General features: G+C 61.9%; 16 protein-coding genes. 8 read left to right on the top strand and 8 right to left on the bottom strand.

Annotated features, from left to right (window positions below; genetic code table 11):
• Nucleotides 1-130 precede the first annotated feature (130 nt).
• The 3 genes from A0W34_RS24870 (at nt 131) to A0W34_RS24860 (ending at nt 3,705) form a co-directional block, all read left to right on the top strand.
• The gene (locus A0W34_RS24870) at nt 131-934 is read left to right on the top strand and encodes an SDR family NAD(P)-dependent oxidoreductase (RefSeq protein ID WP_054826837.1); all 804 of its coding nucleotides are present in this window, start codon (nt 131-133) and stop codon (nt 932-934) included.
• A gap of 55 nt (nt 935-989) precedes the next feature.
• Nucleotides 990-2,111 (top strand): DUF5938 domain-containing protein, encoded by a 1,122-nt coding sequence (locus tag A0W34_RS24865; protein ID WP_003940189.1) that lies wholly within the window; start codon nt 990-992, stop codon nt 2,109-2,111.
• 73 nt (nt 2,112-2,184) lie between these two features.
• On the top strand, nt 2,185-3,705 hold the full coding sequence (locus tag A0W34_RS24860) for an AMP-binding protein (RefSeq protein WP_075834428.1): 1,521 nt from the start codon (nt 2,185-2,187) through the stop codon (nt 3,703-3,705).
• A gap of 2 nt (nt 3,706-3,707) precedes the next feature.
• Here A0W34_RS24860 and A0W34_RS24855 read toward each other — a convergent pair whose 3' ends face one another.
• A complete protein-coding gene (locus A0W34_RS24855; protein ID WP_075835466.1) occupies nt 3,708-5,264 on the bottom strand; it encodes an alpha/beta fold hydrolase in 1,557 nt (518 codons plus the stop codon).
• A 78-nt stretch (nt 5,265-5,342) separates the two neighbouring features.
• The gene (locus A0W34_RS24850; protein WP_064074269.1) at nt 5,343-6,110 is read right to left on the bottom strand and encodes a MerR family transcriptional regulator; all 768 of its coding nucleotides are present in this window, start codon (nt 6,108-6,110) and stop codon (nt 5,343-5,345) included.
• A 175-nt stretch (nt 6,111-6,285) separates the two neighbouring features.
• Between A0W34_RS24850 and A0W34_RS24845 the strand changes: the two genes are divergently transcribed.
• From A0W34_RS24845 to A0W34_RS24830, 4 genes are all read left to right on the top strand, one after another.
• Nucleotides 6,286-7,236 carry a TauD/TfdA dioxygenase family protein gene (locus A0W34_RS24845; protein ID WP_054781556.1) on the top strand — a complete coding sequence of 317 codons (951 nt, stop codon included), beginning with the start codon at nt 6,286-6,288 and terminating at the stop codon, nt 7,234-7,236.
• Between the two features lie 142 nt (nt 7,237-7,378).
• Nucleotides 7,379-8,509: an ABC transporter permease gene (locus tag A0W34_RS24840; protein WP_064074323.1), complete on the top strand. Its 1,131-nt coding sequence runs from the start codon at nt 7,379-7,381 to the stop codon at nt 8,507-8,509.
• Nucleotides 8,506-9,192, top strand: coding sequence for an ABC transporter ATP-binding protein (locus tag A0W34_RS24835; RefSeq protein ID WP_003939803.1), 687 nt, complete (start codon nt 8,506-8,508; stop codon nt 9,190-9,192). The genes A0W34_RS24840 and A0W34_RS24835 overlap by 4 nt, the downstream gene beginning before the upstream one ends.
• Before the next feature lie 27 nt (nt 9,193-9,219).
• Nucleotides 9,220-9,771 (top strand): TetR/AcrR family transcriptional regulator, encoded by a 552-nt coding sequence (locus tag A0W34_RS24830; RefSeq protein WP_007732757.1) that lies wholly within the window; start codon nt 9,220-9,222, stop codon nt 9,769-9,771.
• 9 nt (nt 9,772-9,780) lie between these two features.
• On the opposite strand, the gene A0W34_RS24825 is transcribed toward A0W34_RS24830, so the two are convergent.
• On the bottom strand, nt 9,781-10,155 hold the full coding sequence (locus A0W34_RS24825; protein ID WP_064687737.1) for a hypothetical protein: 375 nt from the start codon (nt 10,153-10,155) through the stop codon (nt 9,781-9,783).
• Between the two features lie 110 nt (nt 10,156-10,265).
• On the opposite strand from A0W34_RS24825, the gene A0W34_RS24820 reads away from it, so the two are divergent.
• Nucleotides 10,266-10,919 (top strand): TetR/AcrR family transcriptional regulator, encoded by a 654-nt coding sequence (locus tag A0W34_RS24820; RefSeq protein WP_064687736.1) that lies wholly within the window; start codon nt 10,266-10,268, stop codon nt 10,917-10,919.
• Here A0W34_RS24820 and hutG read toward each other — a convergent pair.
• From hutG to A0W34_RS24795, 5 genes are all read right to left on the bottom strand, one after another.
• On the bottom strand, nt 10,916-11,884 hold the full coding sequence (gene hutG / locus A0W34_RS24815; RefSeq protein WP_042926100.1) for a formimidoylglutamase: 969 nt from the start codon (nt 11,882-11,884) through the stop codon (nt 10,916-10,918). The two genes, A0W34_RS24820 and hutG, sit on opposite strands and share 4 nt — an antisense overlap.
• 23 nt (nt 11,885-11,907) lie before the next feature.
• Nucleotides 11,908-13,098 carry an imidazolonepropionase gene (hutI, locus tag A0W34_RS24810; RefSeq protein WP_064687735.1) on the bottom strand — a complete coding sequence of 397 codons (1,191 nt, stop codon included), beginning with the start codon at nt 13,096-13,098 and terminating at the stop codon, nt 11,908-11,910.
• A 37-nt stretch (nt 13,099-13,135) separates the two neighbouring features.
• Nucleotides 13,136-14,809, bottom strand: a complete 1,674-nt coding sequence (hutU, locus tag A0W34_RS24805) for a urocanate hydratase (protein WP_064687734.1) — start codon at nt 14,807-14,809, stop codon at nt 13,136-13,138.
• A 42-nt stretch (nt 14,810-14,851) separates the two neighbouring features.
• Nucleotides 14,852-16,288, bottom strand: a complete 1,437-nt coding sequence (locus A0W34_RS24800) for a purine-cytosine permease family protein (RefSeq protein ID WP_003940251.1) — start codon at nt 16,286-16,288, stop codon at nt 14,852-14,854.
• Between the two features lie 203 nt (nt 16,289-16,491).
• Nucleotides 16,492-17,856, bottom strand: a complete 1,365-nt coding sequence (locus A0W34_RS24795) for an FAD-binding oxidoreductase (protein WP_081558445.1) — start codon at nt 17,854-17,856, stop codon at nt 16,492-16,494.
• Nucleotide 17,857: the final 1 nt, after the last annotated feature.

The raw sequence follows: 17,857 nt of genomic DNA, 5'->3' as shown, positions 1-17,857 counted from the left end.
ATCTTGACAGTCGTCAAGATTTATCTTGACACTCGTCCAAAGTTGAATACTCTGTGACTCACACCACTTGGCAGCGTCGCTGTGAACGGTGGCATCGCGAGAGTCGTTTCAGTCATGGAGGCAGTCGAAAATGAGCGTGTTTGATCTCGAGGGACGAAAAGCACTGGTCACAGGTGGTGCCAAGGGGCTCGGAGCCGGAATGGCTGAGGCGTTGGCGAAGGCGGGGGCGTCAGTGATGATCGGCGACGTTCTCGAAGACGAGGGTCGTGCCACCGCAGAGGCTGTTGGTTCGGGCGGAGTCAAAACCGGCTTCGTAAAGCTGGACGTCACCGACGATGCCAACTGGGAAGGGGCAGTCGCCGCCACCGCGGAGACTCTCGGCGGCTTCGACATCCTCGTCAACAACGCAGGCATCGAGATTTCCTCGCTGGTGGTCGACCTCGATCCGAACGACATCCGCCGTATGTGTGAGGTCAACATCCTCGGAACAGCGCTCGGAACCAAACACGGACTGCGCAGCATGCGTCCGGGTGGCGTAGCCGGAACCGGCGGTTCCGTCATCAACATCTCTTCAGTGGCCGCAACCATTCCGTTTCCCGGGATCAGTGGATACTCCGCGACCAAGTCCGCGGTCGATCGCTTCACCAGAGTTGCCGCCGCCGAGTCGGGCAAGCTCGGCTACGGAGTCCGCGTCAACTGCATCTACCCGGGTCTTGTCGCCACGGAGATGGGTCTCGGACTCGCGGCGGACATGGAGAAGCTCGGTCTCTGGCCCAGCGCCGAAGCAGCAGTCGGAGACGTCATCGGCCTCACCCCGCTCGGCCGCCTCGGTGAAGTGAACGACATGGCTGACGCCGTTGTGTTCTTGTCCTCCGACGCCGCGCGATTCATCACCGGTATCGGCCTCCCCGTCGACGGTGGCATGGGCATGTAGCTCGCCCTTCATTCGTACGTACACCCTTCTCACGTCTTCGAAAGGTTCCACGAACATGTCCGAAAAGAAGCCAGTCATCGTTTACGGCGTCTCCGGGTACACCGGCCGTCTGGTGTGTGAATACCTGCGCGAGTTCAACATCCCGTTCATCGCAGCCGGCCGCGACGCCGCTCGCATCCAAGAGGTCCTCGACAAGATCCCCGGATTGGACACCGTCGATCACGAGGTCGTCGAGGTCGAGCACACGGTCGAGGCTCTCACCGAATTGTTCACCGGCGCACAGGTTGTCAGTAATATGGTCGGCCCGTTCATCAAGCTCGGCGGCACCGTCGTCGAGGCTGCGTTGAATGCCGGTTGCCACTACATGGATACCACCGGTGAGCAGGACTGGGTACTCGACGTCCAGGAGAAGTTCAGCGACAAGTATCAGGAGAAGGGCCTGCTTCTCTCGCCCGGTATCGCGCAGATGTACACCACCGGTGAGATCGCGGCCAATATCGCACTGGAAACGCCGGGGCTCGATACGCTCGACATCCTCGTGCTGTGGAAGGGATTTCCCACCTACGCGTCCACTCAGACGATCTTCACCATCCTCAAGGCAAACTGGTACTACCTCGAGCAGAACAAGTACGTGCAGTGGGCGCCCGGCCAGACTTTCGACGTCGTCGTTCCCGGCCAGCACGAAACTGCGCTTGCATTGCCGTGGGGCGGAACATGCCACCCGGTGTGGTTCAAGAACGATCCGCGAGTTTCCAACGTCAAGGCTGCGGGCGGAGTGTTCGACCGCACCGTGATGGAAGGCGTTGTCGCGACGCAGAAGATCGTGGAGGAGCAGATCAAGACCCTGCCCGCCGACGAGCAGGAAGCCGCCTTGGCCGAGATCGCCGGATCGGTTCAGGCCGGTATGCCCCCTCGTGAAAATCCGCGCATCAACACCTCACTCGACTCCGTCTACGCGTCGGGCCCGCTGGGTCGCTCGCACGTCGTGATCCACGGAAACTGTAACTACAAGCAGACGGGCCTCCTGCACGCCTATGCAGCGCATTCTCTGCTCCAGCAGGCGCCGAAGCGGACCGGGCTTGCCTCGGCTTGCCAGGCGTTCGGCCATCGCGAACTGCTCGGCGCGCTACGTAGTTTCGGGCTGGCTCTGGAGCCGGAAGTAACCATCAACGCCTAACTCGTCGTCCTCGTCATCATGTTCACGGCTCCCGGCGTGTAGCACGCCGGGAGCCCCGCCCTGGAGGCTCCCCATGCGTTTGACCGACTATCTCGACAAGGGAGCCTCTCTTGGTTCCACTGCACCGTGTTTGACGATGGGGGAGCGCACTCTCTCCTACGGCGAGGTGCAGCAGTTCAGCCGACGCTTCGCAGCTTCGCTCGCGGCTTCGGGCATCGCGGCGGGCGAAAAGGTCGCGATTTTGTCCGGCAACGACCCGATCTCGTTCTCCTGCGTATTCGGTATCAGTAGGGCTGGCGCAGTCTGGTGCCCGATCAACCCTCGCAACGAAGCTGCGGAAAACCGAGACCTGTTGGATCTGTTCGATTGTCGCGCTCTGTTCTTCCAGAAGTCCTATGCGCCGCTCGTCGACCAGATCAAGGATGCTCTTCCCCAGTTGGTGACGCTCGTCTGTATCGACGGCGAGTGGGATTCGGCACAGTCCCTCGAAAGCTGGCTCGGGGAAGAAGAACTCGACGCCGCGGCGCCCGACGACGTCACCATGCTGGTCGGCACCGGTGGTACAACTGGACGGCCAAAGGGAGTGATGTTGACCGGGCACAACATCGAGACGATGACCGCAATCACCTTGATGAGTTATCCGTTCGAGGGGCGCCCGGTGTATCTGGCGCTGGCACCGCTGACTCACGCCGCCGGTGTTCTGTGCTTCCCGATCATGGCCCTCGGCGGCGAAGTAGTGATCATGCCGAAGCCCGATCTCGGGTACTTCCTCGCGAACGTTCAGAAGCACAAGGTGACTCACACCTTCCTGCCGCCGACGCTCATCTACATGCTGCTCGAGCACGAGGCCCTGTCTGCCACGGATCTCAGCTCGCTGCAATGCTTCTGGTACGGAGCGGCGCCGATCTCCCCGACCAGACTCGCGGAGGCGATCGACAAGATCGGCCCGGTCATGGCTCAGCTGTTCGGGCAGAGTGAAGCCCCCATGATGATCTCGACGATGTCACCGAAGGAGCACTTCGGCTCGGACGGCACTGTCGCAACGTCACGACTTTCCTCGGCCGGTCGACCGTCGCCGCTGGTGACCGTCGGGATCATGGATGACAAAGGCGCGCTGCTCGGACATGGCGAGCGTGGTGAGGTGGTGATTCGCAGTTCGTTGGTGATGGCGGGTTATTACAAGAACCCCGACGCAACCGCGGAAGCGTCAGCCCACGGCTGGCATCACACCGGCGATATCGGGTACCTGGACGAGGACAATTTCCTGTTCATCGTCGACCGTGCGAAGGACATGATCATCACCGGCGGTTTCAACGTCTATTCGGTCGAGGTGGAGCAGGCACTCATGGCGTATCCGGGGATTCAGGACTGCGGAGTGATCGGGTTGCCGGACGACAAGTGGGGCGAACGCGTTGTGGCAGTGGTGCAACCGCACCTCGGCGCCGACATCGACGGCGCCGAGGTGATGGCTTTCGTGAAGGCTCGCATCGGAAGTGTGAAGACTCCGAAGCAAGTCATCGTCTGGGACGATCTACCTCGCTCCAAGGTCGGCAAAGTTCTCAAGAACGAGATCAAGAGCGAGCTGACGGGCTGAGGTCACGACTCGCACACCACGTCTTCTGCCGGCAGTGAGCCGTCGAGCAGGTACGAGTTGACGGCGGCGTTCGCGCAAGTATTCGCGTAGCCCGGGAACACCGCATGAGTGCGGCCTGGAACTGTCACGAGCCGTGAGCCTTTCATCGCTTCATGCATGCCGAGGCCTTCGTCGTACGTCGTGCGGGTGTCACCGGTTGCCTGGATCTGCAATGCCGGAACGTTGTTGTCGATGTCGATCCGCGTAGGGGCCTCACTGCGCCAGAACGCGCACGGCATGATCGTGTTGTGTGTGCCGGCAAAGATCGGCTGATCATCACGGTGCTCCTCCAACTTGTTGCGGTACCACTGGGGATCGCTCGGCATCGATACGTCTCCGCAGACGATGGCGATTGTCCCGGCATAGTCAGGACCGGTTCCCAGTTCGGTCTGGAACCATGCCTGCATCAATCTCGTCAGCTGGGGATGGATGTTCTCGACGGTCTTGCCTGCGGCGAGATCGCGCAACTGAACCAATACCTGTGCGAATGCCTCACTTTCCTTCTCGGTGTCGCCGGTTCCGTTGACGTACATCAGGAATGGAAGGACGTGATCATCGACGGCATGATCACCGATCTGTATCGGAGTGGTGGCCGCGTCCGAGATCAGCTTCTCGATGAGGGCGCGAACTTCGGCGGGCGTCGATCCGAGTGCATAGGTGGAGTTGTGTTCTGCTGCCCACTGCGAGAATCCGTCGATCGCTTTCTCGTTGGCCGGGCCCATGTCCTGGAACATCTCGTATCCGTATTTCTTCGGATCCGGTGCACTGTCGAGAACCACACGGTCGATCCTGTCCGGGAACATTTGAGCATAGGTTGCACCGAGGTATGTGCCGTACGACCACCCGAAGTACGACGCCTTCTCCTGGTCGAGGGCGCCACGAATCACGTCGAGGTCTCGGGCGATGTTTTGAGTATTGATGTGCGGCAGATAGTCCGGGTACTTGTCCCAGCATGTGTCAGCGGCCTCGCGTGCGAGCGCAACACTCTCGTTCCATCCCTCGTCCGTGGTGCCCGGCGACCGCATCCATGTCATCTGTTCGACGCCGCAGTCGATCGGTGTGCTCTTGCCGAGTCCTCGGGTGTCCATGCCGATGACGTCGTATGCCGCTGCGACTTCCGGTGTCATGCCCGCATTCAGAATCTCGGGCAATCCCAGTCCTCGGCCGCCCGGGCCGCCGGGGTTGGTGAGCAGGATCCCGCGTCGCTGTGCGGGGTCGGTGGATGCGACCCGCGAGATCGCCACTTCGATCGTCTTGCCGTCGGGGGCGGAATAGTCCAAAGGTACTGTGACCATGGCGCATTCACTTGCGGTCGACGTTCCGGTGTCTGTGGCGCATGGCCCCCACTCGAGATCCTGTTCGTAGAACGCGCTGAGATTCGATTGTGGATCTTCCTGCGGAGTAGCAGGATCCGAGCACGCCGCCAATGCAGGTACGGCGAGTGCGGCAGCGGCGATTGTGGTAGCCAGCCACCTTCGTGATCGAGGCATGCGTGATCTGGGCATGGTGAATCCAGTCATTGTCGTGTCCTTGCGTTGAGCCCATTTTCGGGCAGTGTTGGTCACCCCACTTCGAATGTGGGGGCTAATCAGGGTTTTTCAGAGGCGGGATTGACGGGCGGCGAACTCCGCGGCCACAGCCTTCGCGAATCTTTCCTGGGTGACGGTTCGTCGATCCGCTTGGTGTTCGCGCAGTACCGCTACCAGCCGGGTGGGGGAAGCGTCCTCCGGTGCAGCCTGTTCGGGTAGCACGCGCTCGGTGAAGTCGCAGAACTGAATGGCAAGGGCCGCAATCGTGTCCGCGTCAGCCGGTGCGTCGGCGAGGGCATACATACGAGTTATCAATTCGATGGCCTGCTCGCGGTTCGGCTCGGCCAATACCCGGCGATGGGCGGACAGGAGTGAATCGCAGACCTCGGGATCGCCCCCGGAGACCGTGAGTGCGAGGATCAGAAGTTCACGCTCGTTGTCGATCCACGCTGTCGGCGCACCGGCAACGACGTACTGTGCGAGCACTTCCGAAAACGCGTCGGGTAGTTCAGGATCGGCATTGCGGCGTAGCGACTCGATGTGCGCACGCTGAACAGCGATCTGTTCGGCCTTCGTCGCCAATTCCTTGTCGAGGGCATCGAGTGCGGACCGAGTGTCGTGAGCGTCGCCGTCGAGTAGTTCGGCGATCTTGGCAACAGGAATCCCCAGATCGCGCAGGCGGCGGATGCGACTCAGTCGTGCCAGGTCCACCGCCCGGTACATGCGGTAGCCGTTGGGTTGGCGTTGTGGTTCTTCGAGAAGGCCGTTCGAGTGGTAGTAGCGCACGGATCTGACGGTGGTGCCGGCCAATTTGGCCAGCTCGCCGATGGTCATCATCGCCCTGCCCTCCCGTGATCGAATCGGATTCCGTCTGTGAAAACCATTCTCCAACCTTGACGCGGCGTCAGGGTCAAGATTCGCGCCGGAGAACGTGACCGTTGACACTTTAAGGCGGTGAACTTAATCTGACTTTTGTCCTTTACGACATCGTCGATTTCGAGGAAGTGCCCTGATGGCTACCCTTTTTCCTGCGGCAACAATCTTTCCGATCCCCACCGACCCGCTTGCTGCGTACGGTCCACTCGTTGCTCACCGGAATCCCGAGTCGGTAGTTCCGGCACCGTACGAACACTTTGCGGTCAAGGCGGTCGCGCCGACGATCGGAGCGGAAATCTCCGGTATTCGACTCGGTGGGGGTCTGTCTGATGCCGTGATTGCGGAACTCCGCCGAGCTCTCCTCGAATGGAAAGTCCTCTTCTTCCGCGATCAGGACCTCGACCGAGCGGAACATCGAGCTTTTGCCGAGCGTTGGGGCGATCTCGAACAGCATCCGTTCTTCAAGTACACGCAGCCCGGGCAGACGGACGTCGATGTCACGACACTGGCGAAGGATGCGATGGTCGGCGGAGTCGAGAACAACTGGCACAACGACGTTACGTGGCACGAGTTTCCTTCGTTCGCAGCAGTTCTTCGTGCGGTCGAGGTGCCGGAGGTGGGTGGTGACACTTTGTGGGCCGATACTGCAGCTGGCTACGATCTGCTTCCTGAAGACATCAAGAAGCGTATCGACCCGCTTGTTGCAGAACACGATTGGATCAACTCGTTCGGCAGGTCGATGCCGGTGGATGCGGTCGAGATGTTGCGTCCGAAGTTCCCCGCTGTGCAGCATCCGGTGGTTCGGATCATTCCGGAAAGTGGCAGGCGGGTGTTGTTCGTCAACATGACCTTCACGCAACGGATCTTGGGTGTGTCAGAAGAAGAATCGAACGAACTTCTCACGATGCTGTATCGCCACGTCAATCGTCCGGAATTTCAGGTCCGTTTGAAGTGGGAGCCGAATACTGTTGCCTTCTGGGATAATCGGACCTGCCAGCACTACGCGGCCAGTGACTACTTCCCGGCTCGTCGTGTGATGGATCGAATCTCGATTGTCGGGGATCGACCGGTGGGCGTCGGGGGCTGATACGACGCTCAGCGCCTCGAGTGTCTACTACGGGAAGTAGTAACGCACCTCACATGGTTTTTCGACGCCTTGTCGATATGATTTCGACAAGGCGTCGATAAAAGTCGGCGTGACTCGTATCGACGACTTTGGAGCTTCCCGAATGTTCCTCGCCCTGCGTGAACTGTGGTTTGCGCGAAATCGATTCCTCTTGATGGGTGCCGTGGTTGCCCTCATCTCGATCCTGATGGTGATTCTGTCCGGCCTCTCGTCCGGACTGGTAAATGACGGTGTCTCCGCTTTGCAGCGGACGCCGATTCAGGCGTTTGCCTTCGCACCGGACACCAAAGCCGACTCAGCGTTTTCGCGCTCGGTCGTCACCGAGGAGCAGGCGCAGGCATGGCGTATGCAACCCGATGTCCAAGACGCCGAGCTCTTCGGCAACATGATCGTCAATGCAAAAACTCGCAGTGGCACGCCTGTCGATCTCACGCTCTTCGGCATCGAACCTGGCTCCTTCCTCGAGCCCGTCTCCGCCGACGGGAGGGGGCTGCAAGCCGACACGGAAATCATCGTCAGCTCTACCTTCCGTGACGACGGTGTTGCGATCGGTGACACCGTGATACTCGATCGACTCGGTACGGAGCTGACAGTTGTCGGATTCACCGAAGACAAGCGCACTTTCGGTCACGTCGACGTCGCCTACCTGCCCCTGCGTACTTGGCAGGAGGTTCACGCCGGTGCCAAGATCGGCGAAACCGCCAATGCCAGTGCCTATTCCGAAGCAAGTGTTGTTGCGATTCGGGGCATTGGTGGCGCGTTACCGGATCTCGTGTCGGGTGATGCGGCGGCGGGAACGTCCGCAAAGACGCTCGAGGAATCTTTCGACTCCTCACCAGGGTTCTCCGCGGAAATGATGACTATGTCGATGATCAAGGCGTTTCTGTACGCGATTTCGGCCCTGGTGGTCGGTGCATTCTTCAGTATCTGGACGGTTCAGCGCGGTCGTGAACTCGCAGTGCTGCGCGCGATGGGAGCCTCTACCGGCTTCCTGCTTCGTGACGGCATGGCGCAGGCACTGGTAGTGCTGCTTGGTTCCATCGGCCTCGGTGTGTTGCTGGGCTTGGGGCTCGGTTCGGGGCTCGAAGGCGGGGGGATGCCGTTCGCCCTCGAGTCCGGCCCAGTCGTCAACGGCGCAGTGCTCTTGGCGGTACTCGGGCTGGTCGGCGCAGCCGTTGCCATCGTCCGTGTTACCCGTGTCAACCCGCTCACCGCATTGGGAGAAAACCGATGACCACAGTCGAAAAGACCACAACCGGATTGGTATTGACCGCTGTCAGTCTTCGATTCGGTGACGGTGACTCCACCGTGCTCGCCCTCGACAACGTGAACCTGGAGGTCTCGTGCGGCGAACTTGTCGCGATCGTCGGACCGTCAGGCGCTGGAAAGTCGAGCTTGCTCGCTGTGGCCGGCGGACTCGGTCGGCCGTCGAGTGGAACGATTGTCATCGACGGCGTGGACGTGTCGGCGATGCCGGCCCGTGCTCTCGCCAAACTTCGACGAGACAAGGTCGGCTTCGTCTTTCAGTCCGGCAACCTGATTCCAGCGCTGACGGCGCGCGATCAGCTTCGGCTGATTCCCAAGCTCACGGGGCGGCCGGGTCGCGATCCCGAGGAGTTGCTCGACTCGGTCGGTATGAGTCACCGTGCAGATCGTCGACCCGGTCAACTCTCCGGCGGTGAACGCCAGCGCGTCGGTATCGCTCGGGCATTGATGAGCAATCCCTCGCTACTGCTCGTCGACGAGCCGACGGCTGCTCTCGACCGCAAACGCAGCCATGAGGTGGTCGAACTGCTCTCGCGCGAAACTCACGAGGCAGGCGTCGCTACGATCATGGTGACCCACGATCACGACGTGCTCGGGCACTGCGACCGCATCCTCGAAATGGTTGACGGTCGGTTGCGTCAGAGCGAGTAAGCCCGCGAGGGGACTGGAGGAGATTCGGTGCCGAGGATCGATGCGCCCACTGTGGTCGAGCATCGTGCTGCTCAGCGCCGTGCCCTCCTCGACGCTGCACACGCTCTTCTGTCCGAGGCCCCGGACCGGCCGCCGGGGCTCGGTGAGGTGGCAGCGAAGGCAGGGCTCGCCAGGTCGAGTGCCTACCACTACTTCCGGTCCCGGGAAGATCTCCTCAGTGCCGTCGTCGAAGACATGTTCCCGCGCTGGAACGACAAGATCGTCGAGGCGATGGCAGGCGCAGACGATCCGGTATGGGCGTACGTCGAGGCAAACCTCCAACTGGTTGCCGACGGGGAGCATGCGATAGTCGGAGCGCTGGCGACGCTGACCCCGCAAACGTTTCGAGATTCGCGGATCATGGAAATGCACGACAGTCTTGTGCTTCCTCTGGTCGAGGCCCTCCGTCTCCGTGGCGTGTCGGACCCGAAGCTCACCGCCAAGTTGATCAACTCGCTGGTGCATACGGGTACTGAACTGATCGAATCCGGTTGCAGCATGGACGAAGTCAGGTCCGCGGTGCGTGAGGTCCTCGCGTGACGGGCACCCTCAGGCCGTAATCAGATCCATCCGAAGGTACTCGGTGATGCGGAGCAGCCTCGGAGGCTCGGACACGTCTGAGGAAAGTGCTTGAAATGCTTCGCCTTTCGCGACGAGGCGCGGGGTGCCGAGGCTCACCTCCGTCTCGTCGACGGACAGTCGAGCGCTTCCCGCTCTCAAGACGTTCTGCACCCAGTCCGAGCCTGATCCGTACACCAGAATGAAGACGTAGCCACCCTCGACCGGATAGGCGTCGAGGGGCGTCCGGTAGGTCGTGCCGGATGTGCGTCCGACGTGAGTCAGTACCGGCCATTTACCGCTCGAAATTGCACGCGGGTTGAACACTCGCTTGTTGACATGTCCCCACCATCTCGGCATCGGCATTGCGATCTCCCTTCGCGAGCGCCTTACGAACGTAAGGCTGGCTTACACCTGTAAGGGTGACTTACGCATGTAAGGTTGTCAACGTATTCGTTCCGCCGAGGGGAGTCTGTGTGTCACGGCAACCGCGACAGTCGCTGAACAGGACTCGCGTAATCGAGGGTGCGATCCGCGTTGCCGACGCGGGTGGTGTCGAGGCCGTCACGATGCGACGGGTGGCCCAGGAGCTGGGCATCGAGGCGATGTCGCTCTACCACCACGTGCCCAACAAAGATGCGATTCTCGACGGCCTCGTCGATGCGGTCTTCGAGGCGATCGACCTGCCCGACAGTGAGTGTGTGGATTGGCGAGATGCAATCCGTGGACGCGCCTTTTCCGCTCGCACAGTCCTGTCGCAGCACCGTTGGGCTCTCGGTCTGCTGGATTCGCGACGCAGCCCTGGCTCGGCGACCCTGCGTCATCTCGACGCTGTGCTCGGAGTCCTCCGGAAGGCCGGGTTCACACTCCCGATGGCCGCGCACGGAGCCTCGCTGATCGACAGCTATATCGGCGGATATGTTCTCCAGGAGGCGAATCTACCGATGAGCGCACCCGGCGACGTCGAAGAAGTTGCGAGTGACATCCTCGAGCGCCTTCCGGCTGAAGAGTTGCCCTTCCTTCACGAGATGATCGTCGATCACGGTCTGAGTCCTGATTACGACCACACGAATGAGTTCGCCTACGGTCTCGATCTCATCCTCGATGCGCTCGAGGCGCGCCGAGGCTAGCGCTGAACCGGCACGTGCTTCGTGACTATCCGGTGGATCAGACGAGCAGCCGTTCGGGCAGTGCGATTGTCGACGTCGAGGCTCGGGTTCAGTTCGGCGACATCGAGAACCGCGAGCTTTCCGCTGGACGTGACTCGATCACATACGTATTGGATGGTTTCCAGGCTGACACCGTAGGCCGCAGGTGCGCTGACGCCCGGCGCCACAGCTGCAGGCAGGACATCGAGGTCGATGGTCAGGTAGACCAGATCGACGTCGTCGAGGAAGTCTGCGAGGAACTGATCCACGACGCCTCGGCCGATCGCTCCGCATTCTTCGTCGAGCAGATAGCGAACACCGAGGCGGTGAGCCGTGTCGAACAGTGCCGTGGTGTTGCTCGGTTGGCTGATTCCGATCACGCTGTACTGATGCGAGGTGCCTGCCGCGGCTTCGTCCTCGGCGATCTGACGAAAGGGTGTGCCGGAGCTGGGTATCGGATCGCCCCGCAGGTCGAAGTGCGCATCCAAGTTGAGGATTCCGAGTTTGGCTCCAGCGGTTCGCAACTCGGAGCCCGCGACGCCGAGATACGTGCCGTAGGCGATTTCGTGTCCTCCCCCGAGAACCACGGGGAAGTGTCCCGAATCAAGCGCAGCGCTGACGGCGTTCCCGAGTGCGGCTTGACCGGCCTCGAGTTCTTCACCCGACACGGCAACGGTTCCGGCGTCCTGAATCTGCAGTGGTTCGGCCAGCGCCATGGAAGCCAACCCGGCTCGCAAAGCGTCGGGGCCATCCGCGGCACCGCGGCGGCCCTTGTTGCGGCGGACTCCTTCGTCGCTGGAGAATCCGATCAGAACACAGTCGCCGGGAGCTGTTTCGGCTGAATACGGTTGCACGGCATGATGCCACCGCAGATGCTCGGCAGTGGTGCCGTCGGAGCGCCCGGTCCACGGCTTGGGTTCGATGTCGACTGCGATCTGATGTGCCACGACGGCCTCCCGGTGAGTGTATTTCAGTAGCTTGTGGCGAGTGCGCCGTTTTTCCAGACCTCGCGCACCAGAGGGACGCCCGGGCGGTAGGCGAGGTGGAGGTACGACGGTGCATCGAGCGCGATGGCGTCGGCACGTGTTCCGAGAGAAAGGGTTCCGACGTCGGTGCGCTGCAGCGCCCGGGCGCCTCCTGCAGTGGCTGCCCAGACTGCCTCGGCGGGTGTCATGTGCATGTCTCGCACCGCAATTGCTATGCAGAACGGGAGGCTGGTGGTGTAGCAGGTGCCGGGATTGCAGTCGGCGCCGAGAGCTACGGTGACGCCGGCGTCCAGCAGTGTGCGGGCGTCGGGGTACTTGTTGCGGGTGGAGAAGTCGGCACCTGGCAACAGTGTTGCGACGGTGGAACTCTGAGCCAGGGCGTCGATGTCCTCGGCGGTGACGTAGGTGACGTGATCGACGGACGCGGCTCCCATCTCGACGGCGAGCTGAACTCCTGGCCCTTCGCCGAGTTGATTGCCGTGGACGCGGGGGATCAGTCCAGCGGCGACGCCTGCGCTGAGGACTGCATGTGCCTGTTCGCGGTTGAACGCCCCTCGTTCGCAGAAGACGTCGATCCACTTCGCGTGTGGCGCACAGGCAGGGATCATCTCGTCGCACGCCATGGCGACGTAGTCATCGGCGCGGCCGGCATATTCGGGTGGTGGAACGTGGGCGGCCAGCAGTGTGACCTCGTCGGTGAACTGTCCGGCGATCAGTGCGCTGCGTAGTTCGCTCTCGGTGTTCTGCCCGTATCCGGTCTTGCATTCGACGGTTGTGCTGCCCGAGCGCAGGGATTCGTCGAGTAGGCGTCGGACATTGGCCTGCAATTGTTCGTCGGTGGCCGAGCGCGTCGCTTCGATGGTGTTGCGAATGCCGCCGGCGGCATACTTCTCGCCCGCCATGCGAGCTGCGAATTCCTCGGCCCGCTCGCCACCGAACACCAGGTGCGAGTGACTCTCCACGAATCCGGGGAGCAGGGCCCGACCGCCGATATCCTGACCGATATCGGCAGCCGGGGCGTTGGCGGAATCGCCGACCCAAGCCACAACGCCGTCGTCGAAAACGATTGCCGCGTCGTGCCGTACGCCGAGCTTGCCCTCACCCAGAGTCGGGTCATTGGTGACGAGGGTTCCGATGTTGGTCAGAACGGTGGTTCGAGAACCATTCGTGGTCAATGTAATTCCTAACTCAGGGTGAGGTGGTGAAGCTGTTTCAGTTCTCGGTCATCGGGATTCGGACGCCGCGGGTGGCTGCCGTGTCGATGGCGTGGTCGTATCCTGCATCCGCATGCCGGATGACACCCATCCCGGGATCGTTGGTGAGAACTGCTTCGAGCTTCTTGGCTGCGAGTTCGGTGCCGTCGGCGATGCACACCTGTCCCGCGTGGATGGAGCGTCCCATCCCGACGCCGCCGCCTTGGTGGAGTGAAACCCACGAAGCGCCGGACGCGGTGTTGACCAGGGCGTTGAGCAGCGGCCAGTCGGCGATCGCGTCGGACCCGTCGATCATCGATTCGGTTTCGCGGTACGGCGAGGCGACCGATCCGGAGTCGAGGTGATCGCGGCCGATGGCGATCGGTGCGGAGAGCTCGCCCGAGGCCACCATCTCGTTGAACTTGAGGCCGGCGAGGTGGCGCTCACCGTATCCGAGCCAGCAGATACGAGCCGGAAGGCCTTCGAAGGCAACCTTTTCGCCGGCCATGGTGATCCAGCGGCGCAGGTGCTCGTTCTCGGGGAAGAGTTCGAGGATGGCCTTGTCGGTGGCCTCGATGTCCTTGGGATCACCCGAGAGCGCTGCCCAGCGGAAGGGGCCGAGGCCTTCTTCGAAGAGCGGACGGATGTAGGCGGGAACGAATCCGGGGAAGTCGAATGCACGGTCGTAGCCGGCCTTGCGGGCCTCGTCGCGGATGGAGTTGCCGTAGTCGAATACCTCGGCGCCGGCGTCCATGAATCCGACCATGGCCTTGACGTGTGCGGCCATCGCGTTGCGGGAATCTTCGGTGAACTGCTGCGGATCCTTCTCCGACATGGTCTTCATGTCGCCGAAGTCGATGCCGATCGGCAGGTAGGCGAGGGGATCGTGCGCCGAGGTCTGGTCGGTCACGATGTCGATGGGGGCCTTCATCTCCAGCAGCGCCGGGAAGATCTCTGCCGCATTGCCTTCGAGGCCGATGGAGAGTGGCTTCTTGGCATCGCGTGCCGCGGTCGCCAGTTCGAGCGCGTGCTCGATGCTGTCTGCCTTGGTGTCGAGGTACTTGTGGGCGATACGACGGTCGATGCGGGTGATGTCGCAGTCGACGCAGATCGCGACGCCGTCGTTCATAGTGACGGCGAGAGGCTGAGCGCCGCCCATGCCGCCGAGACCCGCAGTGAGGGTGATCGTTCCGGCGAGTGAGCCGTTGTAGCGCTTCTTCGCGATGGCGCCGAAGGTCTCGTACGTACCCTGCAGGATTCCCTGGGTGCCGATGTAAATCCAGGAGCCTGCGGTCATCTGGCCGTACATGGTCAGGCCGATGTCTTCGAGACGGCGAAACTCTTCCCAGTTCGCCCAGTCACCGACCAGGTTGGAGTTGGCGATCAGCACTCGCGGTGCCCACTCGTTGGTGCGGAAGACACCGACCGGCTTGCCGGACTGCACCAGCATGGTCTCGTCGTTCTTCAGCGTCTTCAGCGTGGCGACCATGGCGTCGAAGGCAGCCCAACTACGCGCTGCGCGACCGGTTCCGCCGTAGACGACGAGGCTGTCCGGGTGCTCGGCAACATCGGGGTCGAGGTTGTTCATGAGCATGCGCAGGGCACCCTCCTGCTGCCAACCGAGCGTCGTGAGCTCGGGGCCGCGGGGAGCGCGGACGGGGCGCGGCTCGTGGCCGGGGGTGCTGATTTCCATTGTGTTCTCCTAGCTTGCTGAAGTTCGAAAGACGTTGGGGGATCAGACGCGAGAGTCGGTCATCGCGGTGTGATCGGGGTAGATCATCGACGAAGGGGGATTGCTCGTGCGCTTGGCGAGTGGGTAATAGATCAGCCCGGTGAACACGATGCCGACGAGCCACGAGATGTCGGCGCCGCCGAGCATGTCCGTGACGGGGCCGGTGTACATCTTCTGGGCGAGGAACGGGATCTGGGCGAGAACGCCGGCGGCGTAGCAAGCCAATGCGGTGAAGTTCCATGCTCCGTATCGACCGTTGACGTCGTACAGCGCCGGAATGTCGATGCGTTCCTTGGAGATCAGGTAGTAGTCGATCAGATTGATCGCACTCCACGGCGTGAACACCATCAGCAACACCAGGACGAAGTTCTTGAAGTTGTCCAGGAAGTCGGCGCTGGCGGCGATGGCGATCAAGACCGAGACCGCAGTGAAACCGAGGATGTAGAGGGTGCGCGCGGTGCTCGAGATTCGAGACTGTCCGTTGAAGGCGGTGACGGTGGTCAGGATCGACATGAATCCGCCGTAGGCGTTGAGCACGTTCACCGTCAGCTTGCCGACCAGGATGACGAAGTAGATCAGGAAGGCGATGGCAGCGGGTCCGGCCAGATCTCCCATGAAGCCGACCTGGTTACCCAGGAACGCGTCGCCGGCGCAGGCCGCGACGAGAGCGCCGAAGGTCATGGACCACTGCGATCCGATGACACTACCGAGGAACGTCGACCAGAACGTGGTGCTCTCGGAAGTGCTGCGCGGCAGGTAACGCGAGTAGTCGGCGACGTACGGGCCGAAGGTGAGCTGCCAACCGGCACCCAGCGAGATCGCGAGCAGGAAGGTGACTATGTCGAAGCCCTTGATGCCGACGTACGAGGCGACGTCGTACTCGAGGAACAGTCGAACGGCCAGGTAGGAGAATCCGACGATGCCCACGACGGTGGCGATCCTGCCGACGATGTGGATCAGCTTGTAGCCGGTGACCGCGACGAATGCGGTGAGGAGACCGAAGACGACGATGCCGACGGTGGGGCTGTCGATGTGCAGGATCTTGTTGACGGCCTGTCCGGCCAACACGGTGCCGGTGGCAGCGAAGCCGAGGTACATCAGGATGACGAGAACAAGCGGTACGACTGCTCCCTTGACGCCGAACTGGGCGCGACTCGAGATCATCTGGGGGAGACCCATACGCGGGCCCTGGGCGGAGTGAAGCGCCATGACAGCGCCACCGAAGATGTTGCCGATCAGAAGTCCGACGATCGCCCAGATGGCGTCCGCGCCGAATACGACGGCGAGAGCGCCGTCGACGATTGCAGTGATCTGCATGTTGGCGCCGAACCAGAGAGTGAACTGGCTGCGCGGGGTGCCGTGTCGTTCTGCATCCGGGACGACGTCGATAGTGCGTCGTTCCGGAGTGAGGATGACCTCGGCCGGTCCATCGTGAGTCATAGGCCTGTCTTTCTGCTGCGAGCCCGTCGAGCGACGGAATCGACGTCGGGGTATTGCCCACCTTCTTCGTGCTTGGTGCTTTGCACCTTGTGCTTTGTGCGCTGGGTCACTGTCACTGCGGATAAATGTATATGCCTGTATATACAGGCGTCAATACCCGGGACCCGTTTTCGCGTAAATGCTGTGTAACACCGCGCGAGAAATCAGAAACCCTTACCCGGGTTGAGGATTCCGAGCGGGTCGAAGGCCGCCTTGATCGATCGGTGCAGTTGCATGCTGTCCTCGCCGAGCTCGAGAGAGAGCCAGCGACGCTTCAGAACGCCGACGCCGTGCTCTCCGGTCAGAGTTCCGCCGAGTTCGAGAGCACGCCGGAAGACCTCGTCCGCGGCGGTCCACACGGCTTCGGGGACCGAGCCGTCGGCAGTGCGGTCGAAGACGAAGGTCGGATGGACGTTGCCGTCACCAGCATGCGCGACAGTCATGATCTTGACCATGTGCTCGGCGGCCGCTCGGTCGATACTCTCGAGCATGTCGGGCAGTTTCGACCGCGGGACCCCGACGTCTTCCACGAGACATTGCCCGAGTCGTTCGGAAGCCGGATAGGCGAGTCGGCGAATCTCGAGTAACTGTGCGGCTTCTGCCGCGTCCTGCGAGACGGCGACGAAATCGGCGCCCGCCCTCTCGAAGTGTTTCTGCATCGCTGCGGCTGCTGCGTCGGCATCGACCCCGTCGGCCTGTGCGATCAGCATCGCGGCGGTGTTGTCTTCCAACCCGATTCGTTTCCAGTCGTCGACTGCGCGCAGCGTTGCTCGATCGATCAGCTCCAGCAGGCTCGGTCCGATCCCGTCGCGAACGACCGCGGCAACCGCGTCCGCTGCGGAGCGGAGAGAATCGAAACTGCCGACGACGGTGACCGGTGCTCTCTTGGGCTTGGGCTGCAACTTCAGCGTGGCACTCGTGACGACTCCGAGTGTTCCCTCCGAACCGACGAGAAGACTGGTCAAGTCGTATCCCGCAACACCTTTGACGGTCCTTCGGCCTGTCCGCACGATCCGACCGTCGGCGAGCACAACCTCGAGACCCAGGACTGAATCGCGGGTGACGCCGTACTTCACGCAACGCAGTCCACCGGCGTTGGTGGCGATGTTTCCGCCGATCGTGGAGATCTCGAAACTGCTCGGATCAGGGGCGTACATCAGCCCGTACTCGTCTGCTGCTCGACTGATGTCGGCGTTGATCACCCCGGCTTCCACGACAGCGAGTTGATCGTCCGGATTGACCTCGAGAATCGAGCGCATGCGAGTGGTCGAGATGACCAGGCAGCCCTCGACGGCTACCCCGCCGCCCGCCAAACCGGTTCCCGCACCGCGGGTTACCACCGGGACACGGTGAGCAGTAGCCCATTTCAGAGCCTCGGAAATGTCGGCCGCAGTTTCGGCGAGCATGAAGGCTACCGGATGGCCGGGTTCGGCGAGATGGGCCTCGTCACGGCGGTACGAGTCCATTACCGCAGGGTCGGTGATCAGGCGACTCGAACCGATCGACCGAGCAAGTTCGTGGACGGACATT

The sequence above is a fragment of the Rhodococcus sp. BH4 genome (genome assembly GCF_002079265.1).
Lineage (GTDB): Bacteria > Actinomycetota > Actinomycetes > Mycobacteriales > Mycobacteriaceae > Rhodococcus_F > Rhodococcus_F qingshengii.
The sequence above is the reverse complement of the archived record's forward strand: the minus strand, read 5'-3'. Positions and strand labels throughout refer to the sequence as shown.

Excerpts from the sequence above, each read along its gene's own strand:
- A0W34_RS24855 (WP_075835466.1), bottom strand. The coding sequence starts at position 5,264 with ATGACTGGATTCACCATGCCCAGATCACGCATGCCTCGATCACGAAGG.
- A0W34_RS24840 (WP_064074323.1), top strand. The coding sequence starts at position 7,379 with ATGTTCCTCGCCCTGCGTGAACTGTGGTTTGCGCGAAATCGATTCCTC.
- A0W34_RS24825 (WP_064687737.1), bottom strand. The coding sequence starts at position 10,155 with ATGCCGATGCCGAGATGGTGGGGACATGTCAACAAGCGAGTGTTCAAC.
- A0W34_RS24835 (WP_003939803.1), top strand. The coding sequence starts at position 8,506 with ATGACCACAGTCGAAAAGACCACAACCGGATTGGTATTGACCGCTGTC.
- hutU (WP_064687734.1), bottom strand. The coding sequence starts at position 14,809 with ATGGAAATCAGCACCCCCGGCCACGAGCCGCGCCCCGTCCGCGCTCCC.
- A0W34_RS24850 (WP_064074269.1), bottom strand. The coding sequence starts at position 6,110 with ATGATGACCATCGGCGAGCTGGCCAAATTGGCCGGCACCACCGTCAGA.
- A0W34_RS24795 (WP_081558445.1), bottom strand. The coding sequence starts at position 17,856 with ATGTCCGTCCACGAACTTGCTCGGTCGATCGGTTCGAGTCGCCTGATC.
- A0W34_RS24845 (WP_054781556.1), top strand. The coding sequence starts at position 6,286 with ATGGCTACCCTTTTTCCTGCGGCAACAATCTTTCCGATCCCCACCGAC.
- A0W34_RS24870 (WP_054826837.1), top strand. The coding sequence starts at position 131 with ATGAGCGTGTTTGATCTCGAGGGACGAAAAGCACTGGTCACAGGTGGT.
- A0W34_RS24800 (WP_003940251.1), bottom strand. The coding sequence starts at position 16,288 with ATGACTCACGATGGACCGGCCGAGGTCATCCTCACTCCGGAACGACGC.
- A0W34_RS24860 (WP_075834428.1), top strand. The coding sequence starts at position 2,185 with ATGCGTTTGACCGACTATCTCGACAAGGGAGCCTCTCTTGGTTCCACT.
- A0W34_RS24865 (WP_003940189.1), top strand. The coding sequence starts at position 990 with ATGTCCGAAAAGAAGCCAGTCATCGTTTACGGCGTCTCCGGGTACACC.